Origin of the sequence: Methylobacterium nigriterrae (assembly GCF_037106235.1) — a bacterium.
In the GTDB taxonomy this organism is placed as follows: Bacteria; Pseudomonadota; Alphaproteobacteria; order Rhizobiales; family Beijerinckiaceae; genus Methylobacterium; species Methylobacterium nigriterrae.
On sequence record NZ_JBAWTG010000151.1, the window covers coordinates 1 to 10068 of the forward strand.

The 10068-nt window shown below is 62.7% G+C and carries 13 protein-coding genes and 1 pseudogene; 6 read left to right on the forward strand and 8 right to left on the reverse strand.

Annotated features, from left to right (window positions below; all coding sequences use genetic code 11):
* Positions 1-318: 318 nt before the first annotated feature.
* From WDW90_RS31825 to WDW90_RS31835, 3 genes are all read right to left on the reverse strand, one after another.
* Positions 319-690, reverse strand: a complete 372-nt coding sequence (locus WDW90_RS31825) for a hypothetical protein (RefSeq protein WP_336491590.1) — start codon at positions 688-690, stop codon at positions 319-321.
* Positions 687-905 (reverse strand): hypothetical protein, encoded by a 219-nt coding sequence (locus WDW90_RS31830; protein WP_336491591.1) that lies wholly within the window; start codon positions 903-905, stop codon positions 687-689. Before WDW90_RS31830 ends, WDW90_RS31825 begins: the two co-directional genes overlap by 4 nt.
* A 398-nt stretch (positions 906-1303) precedes the next feature.
* On the reverse strand, positions 1304-1765 hold the full coding sequence (locus WDW90_RS31835; protein ID WP_336491593.1) for a Ros/MucR family transcriptional regulator: 462 nt from the start codon (positions 1763-1765) through the stop codon (positions 1304-1306).
* A gap of 210 nt (positions 1766-1975) precedes the next feature.
* On the opposite strand from WDW90_RS31835, the gene WDW90_RS40955 reads away from it, so the two are divergent.
* A complete protein-coding gene (locus tag WDW90_RS40955) occupies positions 1976-2257 on the forward strand; it encodes a PilZ domain-containing protein (protein WP_431311164.1) in 282 nt (93 codons plus the stop codon).
* A gap of 421 nt (positions 2258-2678) precedes the next feature.
* Here the strand turns inward: WDW90_RS40955 and WDW90_RS31840 are convergent, their stop codons facing one another.
* On the reverse strand, positions 2679-2906 hold the full coding sequence (locus tag WDW90_RS31840) for a hypothetical protein (protein WP_336491594.1): 228 nt from the start codon (positions 2904-2906) through the stop codon (positions 2679-2681).
* Between the two features lie 235 nt (positions 2907-3141).
* Between WDW90_RS31840 and WDW90_RS31845 the strand changes: the two genes are divergently transcribed.
* The gene (locus tag WDW90_RS31845; RefSeq protein WP_336491595.1) at positions 3142-3390 is read left to right on the forward strand and encodes a hypothetical protein; all 249 of its coding nucleotides are present in this window, start codon (positions 3142-3144) and stop codon (positions 3388-3390) included.
* Positions 3391-4114: 724 nt separating this feature from the next.
* Here WDW90_RS31845 and WDW90_RS31850 read toward each other — a convergent pair.
* Positions 4115-4930: a transglutaminase-like domain-containing protein gene (locus tag WDW90_RS31850; protein ID WP_336491596.1), complete on the reverse strand. Its 816-nt coding sequence runs from the start codon at positions 4928-4930 to the stop codon at positions 4115-4117.
* A 307-nt stretch (positions 4931-5237) separates the two neighbouring features.
* Here WDW90_RS31850 and groES point away from each other — a divergent pair, with 307 nt between their 5' ends.
* Together groES and groL are read left to right on the forward strand one after the other, a co-directional pair.
* On the forward strand, positions 5238-5525 hold the full coding sequence (gene groES, locus WDW90_RS31855) for a co-chaperone GroES (RefSeq protein ID WP_026597525.1): 288 nt from the start codon (positions 5238-5240) through the stop codon (positions 5523-5525).
* A gap of 95 nt (positions 5526-5620) precedes the next feature.
* A complete protein-coding gene (gene groL, locus WDW90_RS31860) occupies positions 5621-7252 on the forward strand; it encodes a chaperonin GroEL (RefSeq protein WP_336491597.1) in 1632 nt (543 codons plus the stop codon).
* Between the two features lie 334 nt (positions 7253-7586).
* On the opposite strand, the gene WDW90_RS31865 is transcribed toward groL, so the two are convergent.
* The 3 genes from WDW90_RS31865 to WDW90_RS31875 form a co-directional block, all read right to left on the reverse strand.
* On the reverse strand, positions 7587-7787 hold the full coding sequence (locus WDW90_RS31865) for a hypothetical protein (protein ID WP_336491598.1): 201 nt from the start codon (positions 7785-7787) through the stop codon (positions 7587-7589).
* Positions 7788-7990: 203 nt separating this feature from the next.
* Positions 7991-8254, reverse strand: coding sequence for a hypothetical protein (locus tag WDW90_RS31870; RefSeq protein WP_336491599.1), 264 nt, complete (start codon positions 8252-8254; stop codon positions 7991-7993).
* Between the two features lie 348 nt (positions 8255-8602).
* On the reverse strand, positions 8603-8839 hold the full coding sequence (locus WDW90_RS31875; RefSeq protein ID WP_336491600.1) for a hypothetical protein: 237 nt from the start codon (positions 8837-8839) through the stop codon (positions 8603-8605).
* Positions 8840-8996: 157 nt separating this feature from the next.
* Here WDW90_RS31875 and WDW90_RS31880 point away from each other — a divergent pair.
* Both WDW90_RS31880 and WDW90_RS31885 read left to right on the forward strand, forming a co-directional pair.
* Positions 8997-9098: pseudogene (locus tag WDW90_RS31880) on the forward strand (EAL domain-containing protein); the annotation flags it as partial.
* Positions 9099-9178: 80 nt separating this feature from the next.
* Positions 9179-9931 carry an IS6 family transposase gene (locus tag WDW90_RS31885; protein ID WP_336491601.1) on the forward strand — a complete coding sequence of 251 codons (753 nt, stop codon included), beginning with the start codon at positions 9179-9181 and terminating at the stop codon, positions 9929-9931.
* The last annotated feature ends 137 nt before the right edge of the window (positions 9932-10068 follow it).

A 10068-nucleotide genomic window follows, 5' to 3' on the forward strand; every position in this document is an offset into this window, starting at 1 on the left:
TCGTCCAGCGCCTGACCAACCTCGGCTACGACGTCATGCTCGTCCCAAAAGCGGCGTAGACCGCCGGCCCGCCCGTCCAAGGTCTATTTCCTCAGCAGTGTCCGACGGTTTCCCAGGCACTTCAACCTGTTAGGTTTGTGTGTCTGGAAATCAAAATGCCGCGCGATCCCGGCCCATTCGCTGGCTGGGCGCTATGGAGCCGCCCAGTTCGCGCAAGGAGAGTTATGGGACCGGCGGCCTGGAGGCGGGATCGCTGGCCACGATACGCTACCTCATAGCTCGCAGCGTCGCCTGAACTTCGGCTGCCGCTGAGCTTACTCAGTCAACACCCTCAGTACCTTCACCTTCCGTACCTTCCTCGGCCTTCTGCGCGTCCAAGTGTCCGAGCGGGATCGTCAGTGGTGTCCCGGATCTCTCGACCACATGCCGTCGCCCGTCGCGGGTCTCGATCACCACCTCATCCGCGTCCCAGAGGAGGTAGGGTTCACTAAAACGGTAATCGAAGAGCCAGAGCGGATCGCGCCCTGAGCCGGGCTTCAGGTCCTTGCTCTCGCGAAAGATGACGCGCAGCCGCAACTGGCCTGCGTCCCTGGCTTGGAGCAGGGCCCTCTGCGTGGCTGACGTCTCCCAGTAGGTCGCCTGCAGGAAGTCGTCAGGCGTGACCTCGCGCCAGGGCGGCAGCTCGCTCATATCCTCTGCGGCTGGGCCAGCAGGATGGCCGTTGCCACCGTTGCTCGTTTGGCTCGGGATGAGGCGAGCGCGCTTCCCATCATGGCTCGGGCCAGCGGGTAGGCCTGGATGGCCGCTGCAACGTCAACGACGAGGCCGAGCACCAGCGTGTAGGTGCGCAGGCCCGGGGCGGCGAGGTAGGTCTCAGCGAGGCTGGTGACCGCCTCTGGTTTCACGGTCCCGGCCTCAAGCAGCTCAAGAACGGACGGAGTGGACGAGAGGGCCGCAGACATCATTTCCGCCGATGGTTGAGACCGTACGGATACGAGAGCGGCTAAGCCGTGCCAATCCCGTTGCCGCGCGGCTCGCGGACGAAGGCTACGCCCTGCGGTACCCGTGCAACAGTCTCGGTTGGCAGAGCGAGTTGCGGCTGGGCCTCACGCCTTCTCGCAGTTCAGCCGGCAACCGGGTTACCGCCTCGCGCTGCGCCTCTAAGCCCAGGCCAGAGGCGCCCTGCTTAGCCGTGCTGACCCGGTAGTAGGCAACGAACCTCGTGGTCACGGCTCTCCCGACATTGTCATCGACCTTCATTGACGAGGAAGCTGGGGCGGAAAAGAAGGCGTTGCTGCGGCGCTCAGGAGCTTGACGGCAGCGTCCGCTCATTCCGCCGCGCTCTGACGGCCTCCCCAGCCATCCGGCCCAGGCCCAACGTCCTGGCGATTTCAGCGCGCTGGGCGGAGTAGCTGGGCGCCGCCATGGGGTAGTCCCGGGGCAGACCGTAGCGCTCACGGTAGCTGTAGGGATCGAGACCGTGTTTCGTGAGGTGGCGCTTCAGGCTCTTGTAGGACTTGCCGTCGATGAAGCTGACCAGCGCGTCCGGCGTGATCGATTTACGGATCTGCGTAGGTGTCGGCTTCTCAACCTCGGGCTCGATTGAGGCCGGCCCACTCGCCATTCCGTTCAAGGTTGCATGAACACTGGCGATCAACCCAGGCAGATCGGAAACTGGAATGGAGTTGTTCGAGACGTAAGCCGAGACGATATCCGCTGCGAGGTTGAGGTGCTTATCCTGAGACAGTTCTCCAGCGTTGATCATGCTGAACTCCTCCAGCGTATAAAAACGTATTTCGAATTCAGAACCGCTAGAGCAGATCGCGTTCCCATGAAATCAGATTTTTCCCATAGAGCGGATGCGTACGGCTGGCTGGTTGTACTCTTTCGAATGTCAATTTCTATGTGCAGATTCCCTCGGCGTTTCGACGATTGAGGTAGTGCTCCCTTAATAACGCCGTGATAGCACTCGTGTATGCATGAGCGCCGCAGAGACTTACGCGCACAGACATGCCTTGCCGGCCGCGCGGCCTTCGAGCAAGGCTCTTCAGTAACCGTTGACTGTGTAGTGCAGGCCTTCTCCACCGGCGGAGCGCGTGTCCTGTTTCCGACAGAGACAACGGTACCCAAGCACTTCGACTTGTTCGTCGGTCAGAGTAGCCGTCCCCACAGAGCCCGCGTGATGTGGCGGCACACGAGCGAAGTGGGGGTGACGTTCTTGGAAGGGCGAGCCGCCCCCGAAGTCATGCCGGGTTAGAAGCACGGCGCCGGTCGCGCCCGCAGTGTACGGGTCGCCGGCTCTCGGCTGTTTGCCGCCACCTGCCGAATGGGCGAGGCTGCCCCTCAGCAAGGCCGCCTTCTCAAGCAAGTAGATCGATGCCAGCGGATTTCAGGAGGCGGCCGAGCCATCTTAGCTGCCGCAGCCGTCACATCAGGTGGATCGGCCGATGCGGGCGAGATCAGCCAGACGCTGCAAAGCGGTCTCGACGAATCAGGGAGCCTGCCTTCTCCTTGCCTGAGTTCAACCGGCGCAGCGGCAGTGACCCCGTTGGCTCCATAACGCCCAATCCACGCGCGATCGGCCTCAGTCGGGTAAGGGATTGAACAGAAAATGAAAAAGCCCCAGCACGAGGCCGGGGCGATGCCGAGAGCGGGTGTCTGCGGTAGCGCAGGCCACCTTAGCGGGCCGAGGTATCAACGGCCTCAGCAACGACGCGCCGGGTTGTGGGAGCACGCGCAGTCAGCGCCGGCGTAGTCGTCAGCTCAGAAGCTGGGCGCACGGCTGCGGTGGCGCGGGCCTGCTCACGGTAGAGCGTCGGGGTGACGTTGAGGCGGTCATCCGCCATGGCAGTGCCGGCCAGGATGGCTGACGCAAGAGCAGCGAGAACAAGAGTGCGAATGGTCATGGTGTTAATCCCTATCGAGTTTCAGGGCCTGTGCCCTGCTGTGTGAGAGGGATATGTCTTGCGGTGCGGCATCATTCAAACAGATGCCGTCAATAGTTTGTATCGATTTTATCAATGATGCTGGGCGAGGGCGGCCTCGATGGCTCCGCGCTTCTAAGTAGGCCGGAGCATCGACCTGGGCGCCCCAGACGTTCATCGTGCGGGCGCCTGTTATCTTGCATTCGGAGGCGTGACCATGGACGTGGTCGTGACACCAGTCGGGGCGCCCAAGTCGGCCGACTGCACGTGGCGCCTAGAGGACCAGCTCGGGCGCCCCCTCGGCACGATCCGGCAGACCCCTTCAAACGAGTTCACCATCGTGCCCGACCCCGGATCCCAGCTCGGTGGCCCATATATCCCCTATCCCACCCTCGACGCCGCCATGTGGGCCATCGAGAGGCACCTCGGCGGTGCCTGCGAACTCGTTAGCGATCCGGAACGCTGACGCGATGCCCCTTCTTCCCGAGCGCACTGAGCCTTGTCCGAGCCCTGCGCCAGCCTCGCCTTGCGTGAGGCCAAGCTCGACGCCGTCTTCGTCTACCTCTGGTTGAGCCGGCAGGCGAGCCGATCAACGGATGCGAGTGTTGCAGGTTGCGGCGGTGTTCACACCGTCAGGCTTCGACACGAGTTAGCATCATCCAAGGAGCTGGGGGCCTCAACGCCTTGGACGAAGCGAATATGCACATCGTCCAAATAGACCCAGAACATTCAGACTGGCGTGCGATGGTGCTGGAGAGCGTCTGACACGATATCGGTCGCGTCACATGAGACCGGCAGAAGCTATCGATAGAGAGCTTCTGTGTCACACGGTTATTTGGCATCTCGCCAGAGCGCAGTAACCTCTCGTAGTGCCGTTTCGCCGTCTGCAGCCGAAGTCCCTTCCGATCCGAATGAGCGGATGGATCGGCGCACCACCACGCCGTCCTTCAGAATTGCCCAATCAAAGCGACCGGGCTCGGTCTGGGAGGGAGCAACCCGTAGGGAATGAGGGTTCGGCGTGAAAGTGATCATGTTGAGGATATGGGGTGTCTCGCTCGCATCTACCATGTGGCGTAGTGGACGGCCGGACGTCCGCAGATGGTCCGGCTGACGACGCAGCCGAAGGTCATTGAGATTTCGGAACTCGTGAGATGGCTCCGTCGGTGTGCTTCGCGTCCGGGTGCGTCGTCTTACGAAAGGGGTGGTGCTTCCTCCGTTGTCACCCGAAATTCCGTGAGGGTGTTTGCCCCGAAGGTCAGGGTCAGCGGCACGTCGGCCGCATCGCGTCCGTAGGCAATCAGGATCCGGCCGATGCGGGAGCTGTTGTTGCGCGGATCGAAGGTGTGCCAGCGGCCGCCGAGATAAACCTCCATCCAGGCCGCGAAGTCTCCCGGCGCGTGCGGCAGGGGTAGGCCGATGTCACTGACGTAGCCATTGCAGTAGCGGGTCGGAATGTTGAGGCAACGGCAGAAGGCGATTGCCAGATGCGCGTAGTCGCGGCAGACGCCCTGCTGCTCCTCAAACACGTCGAAGGCGGTGCGGGTCGGGCGCGCGTGCTCGTACCCGAAGGCGATCCGGTCGTGGACATAGTCGCAGATGGCCTGAACCCGGGCCCAGCCGGGGGGCAAGTGCCCGAACAGGTCCCAGGCGATGTTGGAAAGACGGTCGGTCTCGCAGTAGCGGCTGCCAAGGAGGAACAGAATGCAGTCGGAGGGCAGCGTCTCGACGGGGACCTCCCCGGCATCGGGATCCAGCGCGTCGCCACTGCCGTGGTCGCGTACCACCGTGTCAGTTTTCAGGGTGAAGCGGCCAGCTGGGGCGACCATGCGATTGCACCAGTTGCCGAAGCTGTCGCGGTAGCCGTCGAGGGGGACCGAGGGGCTGGTGATCAGGTAGTCCGGCCGCTCCAGATCAGAGAAGCGCGAGGCGTGGACGTTGAGCGTCGCGATGACGGGGGTGGGTCGGGGGAAGTCGTAGGTCATCTCGCAGCCGACAAGAATGCGCATGAGGTCTCTCCAGAGAATTGGCGCGAGGCTTGTTTCCAAGCATCCGCGAGAGACAAGTCGAGCGCGGGCAGGCGAGCCACATTGGAAACAACGTGGCTCCAGGCGTAGCATGAATGCGCAGTGACCTGTCGAGTTGGTCCCAGAATGATCGGATGGCGGTCGGGACAATGATCGTTAGCACTCTGGCTCCACGAGTGCTAAGGTCATCAGGAAGCGACCATGTGGACTGTCGGATACCCGCCCGTCCTAACACGGCGGCGTCGCCAATGGCCCAAGTTCTCGCGCCGCTGTTTGATCGGAGCCCATCATGAAGTTTCGTCCATTGCACGACCGCGTCGTCGTCCGTCGTATTGAGGGTGAGGAGAAGACGAAGGGCGGCATCATCATTCCGGACACCGCCAAGGAGAAGCCGCAGGAAGGCGAGATCGTCGCCGTCGGGCCTGGGGCCCGCGACGAGGCTGGGCGGGTCAACGCGCTCGACGTCAAGGCTGGCGACCGGGTCCTGTTCGGCAAGTGGTCCGGCACCGAGGTCAAGATCGACGGCCAGGACCTGTTGATCATGAAGGAATCCGACATCATGGGCGTCGTCGCTTAGCACGCGGCAGCCCTCACACATTCCCGATCCGCCCTTCGAGGCCGCCCATACCGGGGTGCCTTGGGGCAAGAGCCGACCACAAAGGATCCGACCTCATGGCAGCCAAAGATGTCCGCTTCTCGTCCGATGCCCGCGAGAAGATGCTGAAGGGCGTCGAACTCCTCGCCAACGCGGTGAAGGTGACCCTCGGCCCCAAGGGCCGCAACGTCGTGATCGAGAAGAGCTTCGGGGCGCCGCGCATCACCAAGGACGGCGTCACCGTCGCCAAGGAGATCGAGCTCGCCGACAAGTTCGAGAACATGGGTGCCCAGATGGTGCGCGAAGTGGCCTCGAAATCGAGTGATCTCGCGGGCGACGGCACGACGACCGCCACCGTCCTGGCCGCCTCGATCGTGCGCGAGGGCGCGAAGTATGTCGCGGCCGGCATGAACCCGATGGACCTGAAGCGCGGCATCGACCTGGCGGTCGCGGCTGCGGTGAAGGACATCGAGGGCCGTGCGCGCAAGGTCGCCTCCTCGGAAGAGATCGCCCAAGTCGGCACCATCTCGGCCAATGGCGACAAGGAGATCGGCGACATGATCGCCCACGCCATGCAGAAGGTGGGCAACGAGGGCGTGATCACGGCCGAGGAAGCCAAGACTGCCGTGACCGAGCTCGACGTGGTCGAGGGCATGCAGTTCGACCGCGGCTATCTCTCGCCCTACTTCATCACCAATGCCGAGAAGATGATCGCCGACCTCGACGATCCCTACATTCTCATCCACGAGAAGAAGCTCTCCTCGCTGCAGGCGCTCCTTCCCATCCTCGAGGCGGTGGTTCAGACCGGCAAGCCGCTCCTGATCATCGCCGAGGACATCGAGGGCGAGGCGCTGGCCACGCTCGTGGTGAACAAGCTGCGGGGCGGCCTCAAGGTCGCGGCCGTGAAGGCGCCGGGCTTCGGCGATCGCCGCAAGGCCATGCTCGAGGACATCGCGGTCCTGACGCAGGGCCAGATGATCGCCGAGGATCTCGGGATCAAGCTCGAGAACGTGACCATCGAGATGCTCGGCCGCGCCAAGCGGGTGCGCATCGAGAAGGAGAACACCACGATCATCGACGGCGCCGGCGAGAAGTCGGACATCGAGGCCCGCGTCGGGCAGATCAAGGCGCAGATCGAGGAGACCACCTCGGACTACGACCGCGAGAAGCTGCAGGAGCGCTTGGCCAAGCTCGCGGGCGGCGTCGCGGTGATCCGCGTCGGCGGTTCGACCGAGATCGAGGTCAAGGAGAAGAAGGACCGCGTCGAGGATGCGCTTCACGCCACCCGCGCGGCGGTCGAGGAGGGCATCGTGCCGGGCGGCGGCACGGCGCTGCTGCGTGCCCGGGCCGCGGTCGCCGAACTCAAGAGCGACAACCCGGACGTGCAGGCCGGCATCAAGATCGTCCTGAAAGCGCTTGAGGCTCCAATCCGTCAGATTGCGGAAAACTCCGGTGTGGAGGGCTCGATCGTGGTCGGCAAGATCACCGACAATGAAGGCTCCGAGACCTACGGCTTCAACGCCCAGACCGAGGAGTACGTCGATCTGCTCCAGGCCGGCATCGTCGATCCGGCCAAGGTCGTTCGGTCGGCGCTGCAGGGTGCGGCCTCGGTCGCCGGCCTCCTCGTCACCACCGAGGCGATGATCGCCGACGCTCCAAAGAAGGACAGCGGCACTCCGGCGATGCCGGGCGGCGGCATGGACTTCTGATCCTTCAAATTTGGATGAAGACCCGATTGGGCCGCCAAATGGCGGCCCCTTTACTTATTATTCGGCGATTTTATTGCAGCTCCAACCATGCCCTTCGTTGATGGCGCGGCTGCAATTGTCTTCGGTACCAGCTTTTTCGGCTTCTTAGCTTCGCGGTTTCCGTGCTTCTTTTCCGTAGCTATGAGGGCCTCTTCTTCGGAAGGTTGCATCATCGCATGCTGCGCCTTTTACGTGTCCAGTCCAGAAAAGCCGCGCAGCACTGGCGCTGCGGGCGATAAGGGGAGTTATGGCCTCCTACAATGCCCGTGCTCACTGCAGACCGGCACCGACGCGCTCAGGAATTGTAGGTGACGAGAGCGGTCACTCGCGCGCCGTGCTCGCGGACGAGTGCCTCCGCCTCCGCATCGCTCGCTGTGGCGTTCTCGGAGCCGGAGTACGGAATTTCGTAAACGTCGTAGCTCGCAGCATCGCTATCCAATTTGACGTAGCCGAAGTCACGAGTACCGCGACCGAGCTTGCGGTCGAGCAGGCACACCCCGTCCGCAGGTCAAACCACTTTTCCCGTTGCGCCAAGACGAGCCGTCTCGCCATAGACGCGGCCTGTACTCCTCCCGATTACGAAGAAGCCTGCCATTCCAATCCGTCTCAGAGGCCCCACTAAGTGCCAACGACTGGAGATTGGTTTCGTGCTCAGATGGCATAGAGCTGAGCCCAGCGAGCTCTCAACCTGGTCCCGCATCACCGCTTCTCGGGCCGCGCCAGCAGGATCGCGGTGCGTACAGCAGAGCGTTTCAGTTCGGAGCTGGCTCCTGCCCTGGCGAAGGTTAGTTGCGCGAAGCTGCTTGCCTCAATAGCAGCGTGGGGGTTCAGGCTGTAGCTGCCTCCCAGCTCAACCCTCTCGATCTCTGGATCGGCCTCGAACGCATCAAGCGCCGACTGCAGGTCCTCCTCAGTGATCACGTGAGCTTTGACAAGCTGACTCGTCGTCGGGTTGATGCTCATGTCCTAAAGATAAAAGCTGCCCCGCGTCTCGCAGAAGATGCCAGCTAGACCTACCAAGCTGGCACCAAACTCGCGAGTTGGTTGATGACGATCCTGCGCAAGACCTACCAGCTGCTACGGTTCGTGCCAGTGACCCACATCCCTTACCGCAAACCCTCAGAACGAAGCTGCTGCAGCATGTGCTCTGTACCTTGCCGGACTACACTGTCGTTCATCTCAACGATTGCCGCGTCCATAGCTCTTCCCTCTCGCAGAGAAGCAACGCGCGAACCGGAGTGTTCACCCCGTCGCTAAATCATCCGGTTGCGCTTTGGTGGGCCGCGTTGCGAGACGATGACGGACCTTCGATCATGCCCACTGCGCGTCAGCAATATCGACCGCAATGCCCCGTCTCCGAAGCACGCTGGTCACCCGCAGGCTCATCTCACGGGTCAGTCCATTCACCCGCATGTGTACCGTGCTGCCGCGCGCCGTACCGGTAACCCAGAGCCGGTAGAGCAAGCCTTCAGCGCGGAATGGCGACAGAAGGCGCTCCGACCCGGCGCAGACCACCTCGTTATTCATGGTGATGAGTGCTGCGTTCATGCCGGCCTCCATAGCCCTAACGAAGGACTAACGCACAGAGCGTGGCCTTTGTCCGGGTTATCCTGCCAAGAGCGGCCGTCAATCACTCAACGTGATGAACAGATCGTAAAGTGAGCTCTCGGTTCCCTTGAGTCCCGCAGCCGCAAGCGCATTCGCATTCTCGACGGCACTGGACGACTTCGGGGCAGGCTGTGCAGGTCTCAACCTGTTGGCGAGCTTCCAGCCCGACTTCATCAAGATCGATATGGACCTAATCCGGGCCTGTCGCGAAGTTTTTGAGGTTCACGGCTCGTTAGGCATACGGGCCGAGGTTGCCGCCTCCGATCCCGGAGGCCGCCCATGATCCTCAGCGCCATCGCCGCCAAGCTGAAGCACCGCTCGAAGGGCGACTTCAGGGGCCGGCATTTCGAGGCGGCGCTGATCGTGCAGGCCGTCTCCTGGTACTTGCGCTACGCGCTCAGCTACCGCGACATCGAGGAGATGCTGCTGGAGCGCGGCCTGGAGGTCGACCACTCCACGATCAACCGCTGGGTGCTGGCCTACGCACCCACGATCGAGCGCCGCCTGCGCATGTTCCGCAAACCGCACTGCGGGTCCGTGCGCATCGACGAGACATACATCAAGGTCCGCGGCCAATGGCGCTACCTGTACCGAGCCATCGGCAAACACGGCACGCCCGTCGACTTCCTGCTCACCGCCAAGCGCGATCTGGATGCGGCCAAACGCTTCTTCCGTAAGGCTTTGCAGGGGCAGCCGCTGCTATCACCCGACCGGATTGGCACGGATGGTGCCGGCACCTATCCGCCCGCAATCGCTGCGAGCTTCGAGGAGGGCCTGCTGCCCCGCGCGCCCACGCACTACGTCACCAAGCACCTGCAGCAGGGCATCGAGAGTGACCATTTCCGGGTCAAACGGCCGATGCCGCGCGTCGGTGGCTTCCGCTCCTTCCATACGGCCCGGCGCACGATCCAGGGGTTTGAAGCCATGCTGTGGCTGCGCAAGGGCTTCGGCTTTGCCGGCGTGTGGACCATCTGCGAGCAGAACCAGCTGCTGGCTCACTGCTTCGGGCTTCCCGTCGCGAACAAAGCGTGAAAGCGGGGCGGCAGAGCCCTTTTGCGTCTCAGCTCCGAGTTTGCGACATGTGTGGACGCCCCTTTAGGAGCAAGAGAAATCTTCAAGAGCGGTGTGGCACGTGGTCGGGTGCTGACATGTGTGCGGCCTTTGATGCG

Bases quoted from the DNA above. Each gene is read 5' to 3' on its own strand.
- WDW90_RS31825 (WP_336491590.1), bottom strand. From the start codon at position 690: ATGAGCGAGCTGCCGCCCTGGCGCGAGGTCACGCCTGACGACTTCCTG.
- WDW90_RS31835 (WP_336491593.1), bottom strand. From the start codon at position 1,765: ATGATCAACGCTGGAGAACTGTCTCAGGATAAGCACCTCAACCTCGCA.
- WDW90_RS40955 (WP_431311164.1), top strand. From the start codon at position 1,976: ATGCATGAGCGCCGCAGAGACTTACGCGCACAGACATGCCTTGCCGGC.
- WDW90_RS31840 (WP_336491594.1), bottom strand. From the start codon at position 2,906: ATGACCATTCGCACTCTTGTTCTCGCTGCTCTTGCGTCAGCCATCCTG.
- WDW90_RS31845 (WP_336491595.1), top strand. From the start codon at position 3,142: ATGGACGTGGTCGTGACACCAGTCGGGGCGCCCAAGTCGGCCGACTGC.
- WDW90_RS31850 (WP_336491596.1), bottom strand. From the start codon at position 4,930: ATGCGCATTCTTGTCGGCTGCGAGATGACCTACGACTTCCCCCGACCC.
- groES (WP_026597525.1), top strand. From the start codon at position 5,238: ATGAAGTTTCGTCCATTGCACGACCGCGTCGTCGTCCGTCGTATTGAG.
- groL (WP_336491597.1), top strand. From the start codon at position 5,621: ATGGCAGCCAAAGATGTCCGCTTCTCGTCCGATGCCCGCGAGAAGATG.
- WDW90_RS31870 (WP_336491599.1), bottom strand. From the start codon at position 8,254: ATGAGCATCAACCCGACGACGAGTCAGCTTGTCAAAGCTCACGTGATC.
- WDW90_RS31875 (WP_336491600.1), bottom strand. From the start codon at position 8,839: ATGAACGCAGCACTCATCACCATGAATAACGAGGTGGTCTGCGCCGGG.
- WDW90_RS31885 (WP_336491601.1), top strand. From the start codon at position 9,179: ATGATCCTCAGCGCCATCGCCGCCAAGCTGAAGCACCGCTCGAAGGGC.